General features: G+C 60.5%; 14 protein-coding genes and 1 tRNA gene. 3 read left to right on the forward strand and 12 right to left on the reverse strand.

The window, feature by feature from the left end:
• The first annotated feature begins 143 nt into the window (after positions 1-143).
• Positions 144-2024: a pyrrolo-quinoline quinone gene (locus M3P27_05405; GenBank protein ID MDP9267747.1), complete on the forward strand. Its 1881-nt coding sequence runs from the start codon at positions 144-146 to the stop codon at positions 2022-2024.
• 355 nt (positions 2025-2379) lie between these two features.
• Here the strand turns inward: M3P27_05405 and M3P27_05410 are convergent, their stop codons facing one another.
• The 6 genes from M3P27_05410 to M3P27_05435 form a co-directional block, all read right to left on the reverse strand.
• Complete coding sequence (locus M3P27_05410; GenBank protein ID MDP9267748.1) at positions 2380-2757, reverse strand: hypothetical protein; 378 nt, start codon at positions 2755-2757, stop codon at positions 2380-2382.
• A gap of 522 nt (positions 2758-3279) precedes the next feature.
• On the reverse strand, positions 3280-3798 hold the full coding sequence (locus M3P27_05415) for a hypothetical protein (protein MDP9267749.1): 519 nt from the start codon (positions 3796-3798) through the stop codon (positions 3280-3282).
• Positions 3799-3809: 11 nt separating this feature from the next.
• Positions 3810-4100 carry a hypothetical protein gene (locus tag M3P27_05420; GenBank protein MDP9267750.1) on the reverse strand — a complete coding sequence of 97 codons (291 nt, stop codon included), beginning with the start codon at positions 4098-4100 and terminating at the stop codon, positions 3810-3812.
• Between the two features lie 4 nt (positions 4101-4104).
• On the reverse strand, positions 4105-4677 hold the full coding sequence (locus M3P27_05425; protein MDP9267751.1) for a hypothetical protein: 573 nt from the start codon (positions 4675-4677) through the stop codon (positions 4105-4107).
• Positions 4678-4974: 297 nt separating this feature from the next.
• Positions 4975-5694 (reverse strand): hypothetical protein, encoded by a 720-nt coding sequence (locus M3P27_05430; protein ID MDP9267752.1) that lies wholly within the window; start codon positions 5692-5694, stop codon positions 4975-4977.
• Positions 5695-7607: 1913 nt separating this feature from the next.
• Positions 7608-7685 (reverse strand) — tRNA-Glu (locus M3P27_05435).
• A 122-nt stretch (positions 7686-7807) separates the two neighbouring features.
• On the opposite strand from M3P27_05435, the gene M3P27_05440 reads away from it, so the two are divergent.
• On the forward strand, positions 7808-8053 hold the full coding sequence (locus tag M3P27_05440; protein ID MDP9267753.1) for a hypothetical protein: 246 nt from the start codon (positions 7808-7810) through the stop codon (positions 8051-8053).
• A 72-nt stretch (positions 8054-8125) separates the two neighbouring features.
• On the opposite strand, the gene M3P27_05445 is transcribed toward M3P27_05440, so the two are convergent.
• Entirely contained in the window at positions 8126-8461 is a 336-nt protein-coding gene (locus tag M3P27_05445; GenBank protein ID MDP9267754.1) for an STAS domain-containing protein, read from the reverse strand.
• 121 nt (positions 8462-8582) lie between these two features.
• Between M3P27_05445 and M3P27_05450 the strand changes: the two genes are divergently transcribed.
• Positions 8583-9194: a hypothetical protein gene (locus M3P27_05450; protein MDP9267755.1), complete on the forward strand. Its 612-nt coding sequence runs from the start codon at positions 8583-8585 to the stop codon at positions 9192-9194.
• On the opposite strand, the gene ppdK is transcribed toward M3P27_05450, so the two are convergent.
• The 5 genes from ppdK to M3P27_05475 form a co-directional block, all read right to left on the reverse strand.
• Positions 9195-11825 (reverse strand): pyruvate, phosphate dikinase, encoded by a 2631-nt coding sequence (gene ppdK, locus M3P27_05455; GenBank protein MDP9267756.1) that lies wholly within the window; start codon positions 11823-11825, stop codon positions 9195-9197. It abuts the gene before it with no gap.
• Between the two features lie 149 nt (positions 11826-11974).
• Positions 11975-14110 carry a glycine--tRNA ligase subunit beta gene (glyS, locus tag M3P27_05460; protein ID MDP9267757.1) on the reverse strand — a complete coding sequence of 712 codons (2136 nt, stop codon included), beginning with the start codon at positions 14108-14110 and terminating at the stop codon, positions 11975-11977.
• A 27-nt stretch (positions 14111-14137) separates the two neighbouring features.
• A complete protein-coding gene (locus M3P27_05465) occupies positions 14138-15121 on the reverse strand; it encodes a glycine--tRNA ligase subunit alpha (protein MDP9267758.1) in 984 nt (327 codons plus the stop codon).
• A gap of 91 nt (positions 15122-15212) precedes the next feature.
• Positions 15213-15953 (reverse strand): DNA repair protein RecO, encoded by a 741-nt coding sequence (gene recO, locus M3P27_05470; GenBank protein ID MDP9267759.1) that lies wholly within the window; start codon positions 15951-15953, stop codon positions 15213-15215.
• A gap of 58 nt (positions 15954-16011) precedes the next feature.
• Positions 16012-16497 carry an MmcQ/YjbR family DNA-binding protein gene (locus M3P27_05475; GenBank protein ID MDP9267760.1) on the reverse strand — a complete coding sequence of 162 codons (486 nt, stop codon included), beginning with the start codon at positions 16495-16497 and terminating at the stop codon, positions 16012-16014.
• Positions 16498-16528: the final 31 nt, after the last annotated feature.

Genomic DNA, 16528 nt, shown 5'->3' on the forward strand with positions numbered 1-16528 from the left:
TCAACCGGGGCGGCGCCTCGCCGCCCCGTACCGCTACATCGATCAATGCCCCGCCGCACCGGCGGGGCTTTTTTTCGCCCTGCTCCCCCAAGAGCTTTGCCGCGGCGCACCGCAGTCCGCTTATACTCGGCGACTTGCAGACCATGACAACGCGACTATTTTCTGCGCTATCGGTGTGCTTTGCGATCGCCTTCACCGCCGGCTGTGGCGGCGGCGGCGCGAGTAATGACGGTGGCGGCCCGCCGCCGCTCCCGCAAGCCATCGCGGTGCGGCTCACGCCGCAAGCCGCTGCGGTGACCTACACCCAGACGCAGCAGTTCACCGCCACAGTGGAGAATTCCAGCAACACCACTGTCACCTGGGCGGTGGATGGCGTTGCCGGTGGCAACGCCACCGTGGGGACGATCGACGCGACCGGCGTCTACACGCCACCGGCCGCCGCCGGCATGCATACCATCGTGGCCACCAGCGTTGCCGATGCCTCGAAGAGCGATTCGTCCACGCTGCACGTCACCAACTACGCCGGCGCCTTCACCTATCACAATGACAATCTGCGCACCGGGCAGAACCTGGGCGAGACGGTGCTTTCCTCCGCGAACGTCACGCCCTCCACCTTTGGCAAGCTCTTCACCTATACCGTGGACGGATACATCTACGCGCAACCGCTGTACGTGGCGAATCTTGCCATCCCCGGCCAGGGATTTCACAACGTGGTCTACGTCGCGACCCAGCACGACAGCGTCTATGCCTTCGACGCTGATGGACGCACCACCATCCCGCTCTGGCGCGTGAGCTTCCTCTCCGCCGGCGTGACCACGGTGCCGAATGCCGACGTGGGCTCCCCGGATATCGTGCCCGAGATCGGCATCACCGGCACGCCGGTGATCGACGCCGCCAGCGGTACGCTGTACGTGGTCGCAAAAACGAAGTCAGCCGGGCCGGCCTACGCCTTTCGCCTGCACGCGCTCGATCTTGCCACCGGGACGGAGAAGTTCGGCGGGCCCGTGCTGCTCACCGCCGCGGTGCCGGGCACCGGCGACGGCAACAATGGCGGCGGGAGCGTGCCTTTTCTCGCGTTGCGCGAGCACCAGCGCCCCGCGCTGCTGCTCGATCATGGTGTCATCTACATCGCCTTCGCTTCCCATGGCGACAACGACCCCTACCACGGCTGGGTGCTCGCCTATAACGCCGCTACGCTGGCGCAGCTCTCGGCGTTCAACACCACCCCCAACGGATCGCGCGGCGGCATCTGGCAGGCCGGCAACGGTCCTGCAGCCGACGCCGCCGGCAACGTCTACGTAGTCACCGGGAACGGCACCTTCAACGCCTCGCTCGGCGGCACCGGCTACGGCGATAGCTACATCCGGCTCGCTGCACCCGGCGGCGTGCTCACACCGAGCGACTACTTCACCCCTTTCAACCAGGCCATCCTCGAATCCACGGACGCCGACCTGGGTTCCAGCGGTCCGCTGCTGCTCCCCGATCAGAGCGTGGGCACGGCGCACCTGCTGCTCGGCGCCGGCAAACAAGGCACCATCTATCTTCTCGACCGCGACAACATGGGGCACTTCAACGCCGCCGGCGATACTCAGATCGTACAGTCGCTGCCGGGCGCGATGGGCGCTGCTTTCGGCACGCCCGCTTATTTCAACGGACGCGTCTACCTCCACGGCATTCGCGACCTGCTCAAGGTGTTCACGCTCTCCGGCGGATCGCTCTCGAGCACTCCCACGGCGCGAGGGTCGCCGACCTTTGGCTTTCCCGGCGCGACGCCCACCATCTCGGCGAACGGGACGGCCAACGGCATCGTTTGGGAGCTGCAAGTCGATGGCTACAGCAGCGGCGGCCCTGCCGTGCTCCACGCCGCGGATGCCACTACGGCAAGCGAGATCTACTCGAGCGCCGGCAATGCCGCGCGCGACCAGGCTGGGCCGGCGGTGAAATTCACCGTGCCCACGGTGGCCAACGGCAAAGTCTACGTCGGGACGCAGACGCAGCTGGACGTCTACGGCTTGCTGCCCTGACAATGGGCAGCCGCGAAGCATTCATCTCATCGATGTGTGGATTTGGCGTCCCCAGCCGCCTCGACTTGGAACCGAATTGTCTCGTTGTTGCGAAAGCTCGACGCTCTACGGAGAATCAGCAACTTAGAAGGATAGAGAAACACTATGCCGGTCGAAGCACCCATCTGCATCGACTAGCACAGCGGGAAGATCGGCCTGTCTTCCTATCCCTACGCTGTATGGAACATAGAAGATGGTCATGGTAGGGCGCGCTTTGATCGCTCCATACAGCGCAGGTAGCTCGCAAGTTTTATGGGGATTGAGGGGCTGTCAACAGGTTTCCACGGCCCCGCATGGATTCCTAACTGCTCGTAGCTTACTTCTTGCCGTAAGCGTCGACCTCTTCGCGGGAGAACTCGATTTCCCAACCGCAGTCTCGGCAGGAAACAGCACCACCGCCATCCGCTCGATTAGAAGTGTCCAGCACTGGATTGCTGCATGTTGGGCAAGCGTGGGAATCCGTGCCCAAGTTTTGCCACACCAAGTCACCGTCGCATTTCGCGCCGTGTTGGGCGTGAAACCAACTGTGCGCTTCTGTCTGCGCGGCCTTCAAGGTTCTGACATGCCCAACACCACCATCAATGCGGACTGGCACGTTCTTGTCCGTATTGACTTGCCACTCGTGTTGTACGCCATCATAGCTTAGGTTAATCGTGTGATCTGAGTGATTAGCTTTGAAGTTGTATGCAATCATGTTTTTCCGTTCGTACGCTCCTCAACATTTGCACAGTGTGCACAGGTCAGCGAGCCACAACTCCTCTGGCCCCCACGATCTGCCACATCCAGTGGTGAATGGTAGTGGGCTTTCGCTGCCGAAGGTTTATGACATCATCTGGTGGTAACGTCTGCCCGAGCCTAATGGTTAACTGCTCGGTGCTCAGAGGCTCAATCGACGCTGGCACTCGATAATATCGTCTATCGGCGTCCTCGTAGGGTGCACGGCCCACAATGAACGTCAGCTCTCTAATCTTCCACTTCGGCAGCCCGTTGTACACGTCGCAGGTGAGAACTGTTCGAGTTAAATCTAGTCCACAGGTTCCGTCGATCTTCTCGGACTCAGGCTGCCCCGGCAGGAAGCCGCCTAGCGTGATTGTCAGTTCTTGGACTTCTTCCCGAGGCGGCTCTTTGGGGCTAGGTGTCTGCCGTTCACAGGCGAGGCCAAAGAAGGCGACGGCAAGCAGTAGAAGGCTCAATATCGTTAATCTCGCTGGGGCTTTCACTTCTTCACTAGCTCTCTCTCCGTTGCCCTGAAAGCCTCAACCTTAGTCACATGGCCTCGTGAATCCCTAAAAGTCAGTTGCACTTTGTACGGGACAGTTCGGAAGCCCCGGCTGTCCGGCTTGATGCGCTCGACCTCGCTATCTGACGGATAGGTACGCTTAACCTCGGGCCCCTTCCACTGCCAGTCCGTAGCTGTTGCCGCTCGTAGGGTGCCCTCTGCACCGCCACACATCCGTCGTGCGGTCGTCTCCAGCGACAGATAAGCCCCGTTCAGGTTTGTGTCCTTGCCGGTCAGGAGATAGGTTGTGTAGACGTATCGCGCATCCACGATGGCATCCCTGCAATAGCAGGAAATTGGCTGATCGCCGGTGCCACGTATCTCCGGCCCAACTAGGCAGTGACTTTCATCTTGATACACCTTATCTAGCTCATTCAGTGGCAAACCTGCCTGTTGGAACAGGGGTCGTCCCAGCAACGCGAGGCTGAAGGTCAATAATCCGCACAAGACGCGCATCGGAGTGTCCTCTAACGATTGATGTGGAAGTAGGTCTGAACCGCGGTCATGACACCAATCGCCGCGGTCATGACGGCAATCGCTACAGTGAGCCAGAGCAGCCAGCGGCTCAGCCTCTGACTGCTTCTATCGAAACCGCGAACCGCTGAGATGGTTTGGAGAGCAAGGTCTGCTTCTATGCGTCTAGTAGCTTCGGCGTTGAGGACGCCCAAGAATGGCAACATGCCCCGGACTTCTGCCTCGTTGAGCGGCTCGGGACCCTTCAGTCGCTCGTAGACTTCACCAATGGTCTGAAATCGCATGATGTCAGAACTGCCTGATACGGCTTGAAACACCTGCCCAACTTCCCAAGATATCCGCCCTGTTCGGCAGATCGGCCACGATCTTCCCGAAACCGGTCTTTAGGTCCTCGGCCAGATTCATCAGTCCCAAGTTCAAGATCATTTTTTCGTCGCCCGGCTCAAGAACCCAATGCTTGGTCTGCGGAAGTTGATGTTGCAACAGCCAGTCGTATCGTTGACCTGAGACTTGATCGACTAACACCCTCGGCTGTGACGTGTGCATGAGACCGTGTCGCCACATCTTTATTGCAACGAGAGTCTCCTGTGGGCCATAACCGAGGCATTGCACGAGGAACTCCTTCATGCGGTCCGTCTGAGGAGCAACCTGCGGGAACCAGTATTGGGAGAATAGGTCGATTTTGCTGAATAGACACATGGCATACCCGTAACTCGTGTTCGGAAAATGAAGTGGATGACTCGCCCGCAGGGTGACTGTGTATTGCAGCACAATCCCCATCTCTTGCTGTAGGCGGGACAGCTCCTCGGACATCTCCTTAGCGTCTGAAAGCTGTAAGACAGCGATTGTTGCTGTGCTCATGGTGGCTAGTCATACTCCTTGCCGGGGCCAGAGGAACAGCGAAATGTGGGGTTTATGCGCGAACATAACCGTTTTCTGCAAGCATCCACTTGTCGCAGATCCTCCTAAGTAGCTGATCAGCAATGGTTTACGACAGTCTTAAGGTCTCACAATTCCTCCCATTTCGGAGTGCCACTCCAAACTCTCCCTTTAGAATCAGCAGCTTGCAAATACAGCCCGGAAATCCGAAGCTTTCCGCGAACCGCTTCTGGCCTCCTAAGGGCGGTTTTCGGAAGCCCTTCGGAAGGGTTCTGCACACTATGCGGAAGTCTCCTCCTTCTTCCTACGGCTACGCCGGACGGTTTCAAGGTGAGCACAATACGGGCTGCAAAACTTCCGTTTGTGAAGCGAAGTCAGTTCAAATGACTTCCTGCAATCCTTTCGGGCGCAGGACTTGAATAACGCCCCTCTGGTCTGATCGAGATAGATAGAGAAATAGATCGCGGAGAACGCATCTTCAGCGTTCAAAGCAATGACCTGATGTTTCGCTACCCACCGCAAGTCTGCTGTCGCGCTGGAATAGGCCATGAAGGCCACTGCGACCTGCCTGTAGGCGATTCCCTGTTCATTAAGCCACGCCGACCACCGGGGCGGGCGAATCAGGAGGAATTGACGGAACACGTCTTGGCATCGCCTCAACAGCTCAAAACTCCAAAACCCCTGCCCTTTCATCCCTATCTGAAGCGTGAAAGATCCAGTGCCATTCAGGAACTGTAGTAGCTCTGCATTCGTGCTGGCTCGCAGGAACTGATCTCTTGCCGCCCACGCGTCTAGCGGTTTTTCGAGCGTGGGGTTGAAAAAGGATCGCTTTGCAGAGAAGAAGTAGAGTCGCATTGGGTGCTCGTACTTGCCGGAGCCAATCGGCACCGAGACTTTTCTGTTCCGCCGCAGACGCCAGACTCCTGGAACCGGTCGGTAGAGAACCGTCGTGGGGACATCGAACAAGTTCATCGCAACAACTTTATTTTCTTGTGACATGATTCGTTGTATTTTAATGTAACACTATCAGGACTATAATGTCTCCATATGGTCAATCAAGAGAACCGCTCCTTGTAATTGATGTCAGACAGGGCGCGGTCCGCTCCTTCACTAGCAACACCGGCAGGGAAGGAGCTAGGTCACAGCGACACACGGCTGAGTGTGAGCAAGTGCCGCAAGTTCCTAGACCGACAGGCTACGAGCAGCGACGAGCGAGTGGAAGCAGTTCGAGACACACTCTATGCGCTAGCCGAACTACTCGTAGCTGAGTATCTAAGAACGCGGACCGTCAAGTCTGAGCCCCACAGCGCGCTATGCATCATCGGGGCTGAGATCGCTGACAGCGAGCTTACGAGGGCCGCATAGTGGTCGCGGGGCTGTTCAAGCGAGCAGCCCCACAATTTTTCCGGCATAGCTGCCGAGGGGAAACCGAAGCATGTCTAAGAACACCTTAGTAATCTATTGCCGAGTATCCACAGCAGAACAGGTAGAAAACTATAGCCTCGAAACACAAGAGCGAATCTGCCGTGAATGGGCGGCACGACATGGATACGAGGTAGCAAAGGTCTTCGTCGAAGAGGGGGAATCGGCGAAGACTACCAAGCGACCAAAGTTCCAAGAGGCAATACGCTACTGCGTCAATAACAAGAAGCGTGTTGGAGTGTTTCTGGTCTACAAACTGAACCGCTTCGCCAGAAATAACTTCGATCAGATGACGACTGACACCCTCCTCTACAAGCACGACATCACGCTGCGTTCAGCCACTGAATACTTCGATGACAGCGCGGGCGGCAAGATGATGAAGGGTATGACCGGCGTATTCAATCAGTTTGATAACGACCTAAGAGGCGAGAATACCCTCAATGCGATGAAGGCTGCCATCGCAGATGGCAAGTTCACTTGGAGAGCACCAGCGGGCTACTTAAATGTTTTGGACGCAAGCGGAGAGTCTACGCTAACCCACGATCCCCACCGGGCAGAAATAATCCGCGAGGCATTTGAACAATATGCGACTGGTAGTTATACGCAGAACCAAGTCCTCACTTCGGCGCACCAGAAAGGGCTGCGTTCACGAAGCGGCAAGCCCATTGCCTTGCAGACGTTCACCATGTGGCTGCGAAACCCTATCTACGCAGGTTGGGTATACGCACGGAAGTGGAAGGAGACGTACAAGGGCAACTTCCCGCCAATCGTTCCGCAAGAGGTCTTCGACCGCGTACAGCAGGTTCTGAGCGGCAAGAGACCTGCCGTTACGCCCTACAAGAGGAACAATCCAGATTTCCCACTCCGCGTCTTTCTCAAGTGCGAGAGCTGCGGGGCTTCCATTACTGGTGCTTGGAGTTCGGGAAGGAGCGCAAAGTACCCGTACTACCGCTGCCCGAAGGGCTGCACGACTGTGAGACGAGAGCAGACCGAGAGCCAGTTCATATCACTGTTGGAACGGCTACAACTCGATAGCGTTTATCTGCAACTGTTTCGACGTATCGTGACTGACACTTGGCGGCGGCAACAGGGAGACTCTGCGGAGAAGGTGCGCCGATCCCAAACCCAAATCACCGTCTTGCGGGACAAGAAGAACAAGCTGCTGGATGCAATGCTGGATGGCCGTGTGAAACAGGCCGACTACGAGAAAGCTAATGACAGCTTGGATTTCCAGATTGCGGAGCAGGAATCGTGTATAGCCGAGGCGACCACCGAGGAGCTAGACCTAGAGGCTGTGGTGGCGTTCGCCGAGCGAGTCCTTACCAACCCATCGGGCCTTTGGAGTCGAGCGGCACTCGCAAACAAGCAGCGGTTGCAAAAGCTCTACTTCCCGGCTGGTTTAACGCTCACGAGTGCGAAGACACTTGGAACCGTGGCAGCCGCCTCTGTCTTTAGTGAGTTAGCCGAGTTAGCTGCCCAAGAATCAATGATGGCGTCCCCAGCGGGATTCGAACCCGCGTTACCGCCGTGAAAGGGCGATGTCCTAGGCCGGGCTAGACGATGGGGACGCTTTTCGGCAACTGAAGGCAGGACGAACAGCTTCATCCGCAAGCGCTGGACGAACACTTGATGGTAACAGCGGCGATTCCGGAGTGTCAAAACGCGACGCTTCCCGGCCTATACTGCGGATATGGCCCGCGGCTGGGAAAGTAAATCCGTCGAAGCGCAGCAAGAGGAAGCCATCGCGGAGAGCGGCAATCCGGTGGGACAGCTCACGCCCGAGCAGCTCGCCGTCCGCCGCCGGCGCGAGGAATTGGGGCTGATCCGCAAGAAGGTCGAGCATGACCTGGCGGCGGCCACCAACCCGCGGTATCGCCAGATGCTGGAACAGGCGCTCGCTGACCTTGATGGCCAGCTGCAAGCATTAGAAGCGTGAAAGCGTCAGCGCAAAGCGTCAGGTGCGAATCCCTAGAGCGAAGGCGCGAGAGCGAATCCCTAGAGCGAGTCTTTAGAGCGAAGCCAAGGCGCTCTTCTCGTCGGCATGGATCTCGAGCACGCGGTCGAGGCGCGTCACCTTGAAAGCCTGCAGCACGGTTTTCGTGGCGGCCACGATCTTCAGCTTGCCGCCCGCCGCGTTGACCGCCGAATGGCAGCGGATCAGGCTCCCGATGCCGGAAGAATCCACCATCGGCACCGCCGCCAGGTTCACCACGATGTCCTTCGCGCCGCCGGCGAGCGCGTCTGTCCACTTGCTGCGGAAGTCATCGACTGCGGCGCCGAGCGAGAGTTTTCCGTCTAACTCGAGGATGGCGGCGGTCCCTTCCTTGCGGACTTTGGAAGCCATAGTTTTTTCCTGAAAAGGTCCCGCAAACCATACCATTTTCTGCGGGATTTTCAATGCCTGCGTGGCGCCGCTCCCAAGATTTACACCCCTACGATTTACAATCGCTACGAGCGAATAAGCGATGGCCGATTCCCTTTATCTCAGCCTCTGGTTCCCGCGCTTCCAGCCGGAAGACATGCTCGCGCGCACGCGTTGCGTGCTCGAACAGTTCGCTTTCTCGTCGCAACGTCCCGGCATTACGCACGTGGAAGCGCACGGCATCGCGTGGAATGAGGCGGTGGTCTTCGAGGAGCGCTTCAAGCCGGGCGTCGCGCCGGCGGCCGCGCTCGAAGTGCTGCGCGAGTTTGCCCAGCCCGACTATGGCTGGATCCTCGAGGCCTGGTGGGACCTGTGGACGCCCCGCGGTGAGGCCGATCCTGACGATCCTGAAGCCCACTGGAACGATCAGCCGATGGCAGTGACCTTCCTGGTGAACGGCACCGAGTTCCACGGTGGCGCGCATGAAGAAGAAGGACACATTCGGGTAGACTTCGGGCTCGATACCGCCTTCCTGCACGAAGACGAACAGTACACGCCGGACCTCGAAGCGCGCGTGCGCGTGAACGTGGCCAAGCTGATCGCCTTCACCCTGGCGGTGGAGAAGAACTGCCAGCTCGCGAGCCGGCTGCTGTGGTCGGAATCGGAAGAGACCATCGTGCAGAAATTGATTGCCCGCCTGCAGAAGGTCCAGTAGCTACTTCGTCGCGCCGCCTTCCAGTCCCAGTTTCTCCCGCGCCGCTGCCTGCGCCGCGGCCAGGCGCGCCGTCAGCACGCGATACGGCGAACAAGAGACGTAGTCCAGCCCGATGTGGTGGCAGAACTCCACCGACGACGGTTCGCCGCCATGCTCGCCGCAGATGCCGACCTTGAGCTTCTCGCGCGTCTTGCGTCCGCCGACGGTGGCGCGTTGCACCAGCTTGCCCACGCCCTCCTGGTCGAGGACGGCGAACGGATCCTGCTTCAGGATCCCATTCGCGAGGTAGACGGGCAGGAACTTGTTGATGTCGTCGCGCGAGAATCCGAACGTGGTCTGTGTCAGGTCGTTGGTGCCGAAGCTGAAGAACTCGGCTTCGGCGGCGATCTCTTCCGCGCACATCGCGGCGCGCGGCAGCTCGATCATCGTGCCGACCATGTAATCCACGCGGCGCTCCTTCTCGCGGAAGACCTCTTCCGCCACGCGCCGGATGATCGCTGCCTGGTCCTGCATCTCTTTCACCGTGGAGACCAGCGGCACCATGACCTCAGGCGCGACCTTCACGCCTTCTTTCGCCACCTGCACCGCGGCCTCGAAGATAGCGCGCGTCTGCATCTCGGAGATCTCCGGATACGTTACGCCCAGCCGGCACCCGCGATGCCCGAGCATGGGATTGATCTCGTGCAGCTCTTCCACCCGCTTCAACACCGCCTTCAACTCTTTCAGCTTCGGGGATTTCGGTTTGGTGAGCTCGAGCTTGGCGACCTCGACCATGAGTTCCTCGCGGCGCGGCAGGAACTCGTGCAGCGGCGGATCGAGCAGGCGGATGGTGACCGGGAATCCGTCCATGGCGCGGAAGACGCCGGCAAAATCCTCGCGCTGCATGGGTAGCAGCTTGCGCAGCGCCACGCGGCGCTCTTTCTCGGTGTACGCCATGATCATGGCGCGCATGTGCGCGATGCGATCGGTCTCGAAGAACATGTGCTCGGTGCGGCACAGGCCGATGCCCTCGGCGCCAAAGCTGCGCGCCTTGATGGCGTCGCGCGGGATGTCCGCATTGGCGCGCACCCGCATGCGGCGGAACGGCTCTGCCCACTTCATGATGGTCTGCAGGTCGTCGTCGTCTGCCGAGGCCTCGATCAGCCGGACTTTGCCGGCGATCACGCGGCCGGTGGTGCCGTCGAGCGAGATCCAGTCGCCGGCTTTGAACACGCGGCCCTTCACGCGCATTTCTTTCGCTTTGTCGTCCACACCCAACTCGCCGGCGCCGGCGACGCAACACTTGCCCATACCGCGCGTCACCACGGCAGCGTGGCTCGTCATGCCGCCGCGCGAGGTGAGGATGCCGACCGCAACCTCCATGCCGTGGATATCCTCCGGCGTGGTCTCGCTGCGTACCAGGATCACGGGATTCTTCTTGTTGGGCCCGGCCTTCTCCACTGCATCGTCCGCGGTGAAGACGATCTGGCCCACGGCGGCGCCTGGCGATGCGGGCAGTCCGATGGTCAGCACGTCGAGGTGGCTGAGCTTCTCGTCGACCTTGGGAACGAGGAAGTCGTAGAGCTGGTTGGGATCGACGCGAAAGATGGCCTCTTCCCGCGTGATCAGGTCTTCGTTCACCATGTCGATAGCTACCCGCGCGGCAGCGCGGCCGGTGCGCTTGCCGTTGCGCGTCTGCAGCATGTAGAGCTTCGAATCCTGGATGGTGAATTCAAAGTCCTGCATGTCTTTGTAGTGCTGCTCGAGGCGCGAAGTGATCTCACGCAACAGGTCGTAGACGACCGGCATCGCCTTCTTCAATTCCGAGATGTGCAGCGGCGTGCGGGTGCCGGCGACCACGTCTTCGCCCTGCGCGTTCATCAGGAACTCGCCGTAGAACTCGCGCGCGCCATTGGAAGGATTGCGGGTGAAGCCCACGCCTGTGCCCGAAGTGTTGCCCAGGTTGCCGAAGACCATGCCCTGCACGGTGACGGCGGTGCCCAACTCGTCGGAGATATTGTTGATGCGGCGATAGGTCTTGGCGCGGTCGTTCAGCCACGAGCTGAAGACCGCGTCGCGCGCCATGGCGAGTTGCTCGAGCGGCGCCTGCGGAAAGTCGCGCTTGGCGTGCTTCTTCACCACTTTCTTGAACTCTTCGGCGACTTCCTTCAGCGCCTTCGCGTCGAGGTCGGTATCGAGCTTGGCGTGCTTCTGTTTCTTCTTCGCGTCGAACACCTCATCGAACGCCCGCTTTGGGATCTCCAACACAACGGCGCCGAACATCTGGATGAGGCGCCGGTAGGAATCGTAAGCAAAGCGCGGATTGTTCGAGCGCTTGGCCAGCGCCAGCACGCTCTCGTCGTTCAGCCCGAGGTTGAGGATGGTGTCCATCATCCCGGGCATGGAAAACTTTGCGCCCGAGCGCACGCTGACCAGCAGCGGATTCTCGCCCTGTCCGAGCTTCTGTCCCTGAAGTTTTTCGAGCCGCGCGAGCGCCTCCGCGGCCTGCTGCTCCACGTCGGCTGAGGTCGAGCCGTTGCGCATGAACTCGCGGCACGCTTCCGTCTGGATGGTGAAGCCCGGAGGCACCGGCAGGCCCGCATTGGTCATCTCGGCGAGGCCGGCGCCTTTGCCGCCAAGCTCGGCCTTCATCTTGCCGTTGCCGTCGGCTTTGCCGGCGCCGAAGAAGTAGACGTACTTGGCGGAACTCTTACTGTGGGAAGACTCCGCGCCGGGCGTCTCGACTACGGTACTCATACCGTCCTCCGTCGAGCGCGGCCAGGTTTCCTATAAAACGAATTCTATGTGGCCTTACGCTCGGTCACGATCTCGGAAAAATCCGCGATGGTAGAAAAATCGTCGAGCAGCTTCTGCAATAGCGCCAGCCGGTTGGCACGCAGGTTCTCGTCTTCGACCATGACCATAACTTGTTCGAAGAACGCGTCGATGGGCGGCCTCAGTTTGGATATCTCAGCCATCGCCTGCGCATATTGCTGCTTGTCCTTCAGGCTCGCCACGCGCAGCGCGCTCACCTGCGCGTTCGCCGCCAGTGCTTTCTCCGCGGGTTCCTTGAGCGCGTCCGGATCGAGCGCGTGCGCCGTCTTCTTTCCTGCTTCTTCCGCCTGGCGCAGGATGTTCTTCATCCGCTTGAACGAGACGGAGATGGCTTCGAAGTCCGCCGACGGACGCACGCTCGCCACCGCCTCGGTGCGCGCAATGGCGTCGCCAATGTCGTCCGCTCCCACAGCGAGTGTGGCGGCGACAGCGTCGTAGGCAAAGCCGCGCGCTTCGCGCAGGTAGAACTCAAGGCGCTCGCGCATGAACCCCGATATCGCGTCCAGCGTGTCGTGTCCCCTGAACTTCTTCTCCGCCTCCGAACCCTTGTAGCCGGCGAGCGCAGTCTGGAACAGGCGCTTCAGGTCGAGTGGCAGCTTGTGTTCGGCGATCGTCTTCACGATGCCGTTGGCGGCGCGCCGCAGCGCGAATGGGTCTCGCGACCCGCTGGGGATGTTGCCAAGCGCGAACATCCCGGCGATGGAATCGGCCTTGTCGGCGATGGCCAGCGCCGCGCCTTCGAGCGTCCGCGGCGCCGCATCCTCCATCGACTCCGGCTTGTACTGGTCGTAGACGGCGTCGGCCACGTGCTGCGAATGCTTCTGCGCCTTCGCATAGAGCCCGCCGACCTTGCCTTGCAGCTCGGTGAATTCTTTCACCAGCTCGGTGGTGAGGTCGGTCTTCGCCAGCCACGCGGCTTCGTTCACCGCGTCGCGATCGAGCTTGGAGCCGGCGGCAGCGAGGTCAGCGGCGATCTCGTTGGCCAGCTCGGAGACGCGCTTCGCCTTGTCGTGATAGCTGCCCAGATCTTTCTGGAAGGTGACGGCCTTCAGCATCTCCACGCGATCGTTGAGCGGAGTCTTCTGGTCGGTCTGCCAGAAGAAGCGCGCGTCGTTGAAGCGCGCGCGCAGCACGCGCTCGTTGCCGTGGCGGATGAGCCCCTCCGGATCGCCATCGGTGTTGAGCACGGCGAGGAAGTGCGGCGCGAGCTTGCCGTTCGCGTCTTCCTTCGCGTATTCCACCGCGAAATATTTTTGATGGTCGCGCATCACCGTGACCAGCACTTCTTCCGGAAGCGCGAGGAATTCTTTATCGAAGCTGCCCATGATCACGGACGGAAACTCGGTGAGGTCGACCGCGGTCGAGAGCAGCGCAGCATCCTCGCGCCAGCGCAGTCCTTCCACGGCGTGCGTGGTGGCGTCGAGCGCTTTGCGGATACGGTGCTCGCGCTCCTTGCGCGTGGCGACGACCTTCGCGCCGGCCAGCGCATCCGCGTATGCCGTGGGCTGCGCAATGATGATGTCGCCGGAGCTGAGGACGCGGTGTCCGCGCGTCTTGTTCCACGCGGTGATGCCACCAAAGGTGATAGGCACGACCTCTGCGTCCAGCATCGCGACAATCCAGCGTACCGGCCGGACGAACCGCTCCGGGATGCCTGAGCGCCAACGCATCGCCTTCGGCCAGGAGATTTTCCCTATCTCCGGGGGTAATTTTTCACGGAGGATATCGATCGTGCCTCGTCCCTTCTGGAGAGTCGTAGCGGTCACGTACTCGCCTTTCGGACCGGTAGCTCGACCTAGGTCTTGGACGGTCACGCCAGCCTTCTCAGCAAATCTCAGGGCCGCCTTGGTCGGCTGCCCGTCCTTGTACGCTATGTCTACCGACGGCCCGGTTAACACCTCGCCACTGTCTGCCTGACTTATCGCGACACCATGCACTACCACCGCGAGACGACGCGGCGTGGAATATGTCTCCACCGTCGTGCCCCCAAGGCGCTCCCGTTGGATCACGTCTTGGACGCGGCGCGCCAGCTCGGCCTCAGCTGCGGCAATCATCCGCGCCGGGATCTCTTCGGTTCCGATCTCTAAGAGAAAATCAGACATGTTCGTCAAACCTTGAAACGGCTTCCCTCATTGTGAAAGGCGACCAGCCCAATCTGGCAGTGTTGTTTCCAGACTAGGACTCGATTTCTGCTGCATGATGTATGCCTTCGCTACCCCGACAGCGAGCGTGCGGATGCGCGCGATCACGCCCACGCGCTCGGTCACGCTGATAGCGCCACGCGCGTCCAGCAGGTTGAACAAGTGCGAGCACTTGAGGCAAAGATCGAACGCCGCCAGCAGAGGAAAGCGCTTCATCTCCTCACGGCGCGCAGCGTCCTCTTGCTCCTTCGAGGGCCGCGTGAACTCGAACTGCTTGAGCAGCGACGCGCACTCGGCCTCGTACAGACGCAGATGCTCCCAGGTCTTCTCCACGTCGGCCATTTCGAAGTTGTACACCGAGAACTGCAACTCCTCCGCGTGTCGCACGTCACCGTAGGTCACGACGTTAGGATCGCGCGCCCACACGATGTCGTAGATGGAATCCACATCTTGCAGGAAGGCGGCGAGACGCTCGAGTCCGTAGGTGAGTTCGGCGGAGATAGGATCGAGGTCCACGCCGCCGCACTGCTGGAAGTAGGTGAACTGCGTGACCTCGAGGCCGTCGAGCATCACCTGCCAGCCGATGCCCCACGCGCCCAGCGTGGGCGACTCCCAATTGTCTTCTTCGAACTTGATGTCGTGCTGGCGCAGGTCGATGCCGAGGGCGCGCAGCGATTCGAGATACAGCTCCTGCACATCCTCCGGCGGCGGCTTCAGGATGACCTGGAGCTGGGTGTGCTTGAACAGTCGATTCGGATTATCACCGTAACGCCCGTCCGCCGGACGCCGCGAGGGCTGCACATACGCCGCGCGATACGGCTTCGACCCCAGGACGCGCAGGAATGTCTCCGGCGCCATCGTCCCCGCGCCGACCTCCAGGTCGTAGGGTTGCTGCAGCACGCACCCGCGCTCCGCCCAGAAGCTTTCGAGCTTCAGCACCAGCTCCTGGAATGTGAGTGCGTGGTCTTTCACAAGATCCTTTTCACCATGGAGGCACGGAGAACACGCAGGGCCAGCCTTGCTTTGCTTTTCTCCGTGACCTCAGTGTCTCCGTGGTGGATTCCTAATCCAACCGCTCCAGCATCGCTGCCGTCACCAACTTCTTCTCCAACTGCCGCTCGATGCGCTGCCCCAGGAACTTGCGCAGGTCGATGGCTTGCTGCTTGCGCCACGGACTGCCCGCGAACCTCTCGATGGGCGCGCGAAACATCTCCGCCGCCAGCCGCCGCGATTCAGGCTGCATCTCGCTCGAGGCCAGCCGCTTGTGCTGCTGGCACATCAAGCCATCGGCCATGGGATGAAACCACGCGCGGCTGCCGTTCAGCACCTCACCGCACTCGAGACACTCGCTCAACTCGGGCAGCAGTCCCATCAGGCGGACGATCCAAAGATCGAAATACGTGAGCGCCATCCAGATCGCGCCCGCTCGCAGGTTTGCGAGCACGGCCAGCGCCAGCCGGAACATCGCGTCGTTGGGCTCGCGATCGGGCAAGACCTGGTCGAGCACTTCTGCCACGTATCCGAGCGCGACCGCCCGCGGATAATCCACCTCATCCGCCAGCGGCGACTCCAGCACCTCGCAGGAGTCGAGCCGCGCCAGCTCGTGTCCCTCACGATCGTCCCAGTAAGCGCGGACGTAGGTGAGCGGCTCGAGCGCCCCGCCAAAACGCTTCGTGCTTTTCTTCGCCGCGCGCGCCACGCCGCGGACCTTGCCGTCGGTCCGCGTGAGCAGCGTGACCAACAGGTCGGCCTCGCGCAGCGGATAGCTGCGCAACACGATCGCCTCCGACTGCTTGATGGCCATGTTGCGATTGAAAGATGCGATTGAAAGACGTGACTAGCGAACAGCGATTGTAGCGGAGCTATCTGCGCTTGGAAAGGCGGGCTTTCGTCCTCGGTGAACGACGTTCAGAGGAACGCCGCTTGGCGGGTCTCTTCGCGGGCTTCGCCTTCACCGCAGCCGGCGCGGGCGTTCCGAATGCCGCCTGCAGCTTCTTTGGCAGCGTGGCTTTCACCAGCTCGTAGGACTGCGCGATGCGTAGCTGCAATTCGCGCCACGGGATGGCGGAGTACTCTTCGAGCGCGACCCAATGGTTGCGCGCCATGTAAGGCGCGGGAATCACGCCATCGCGCTCGACCAGTTCGGCAAACTCCTCCGGCGTGGTCTTGATGGCGACCACGGATTTATCTCCGATGTGGCGCGCGGGCTCGAGGTTCAGGACGCAGAACATCTTGCGTCCGATGAGGAAGCAGAGGTCGTGCCCCCACTTCACGTCTTCTTCGACGTGGGGAAGCGACATCGAATAGCGGCGTATCGTTTCCAGGTCCACGAAAAACCCTCTAACCAAAGGTCACGAAGGTTCACCAAGGAAGATAAAC

It is taken from the genome of Acidobacteriota bacterium (assembly GCA_030774055.1).
Lineage (GTDB): Bacteria > Acidobacteriota > Terriglobia > Terriglobales > Acidobacteriaceae > JACPNR01.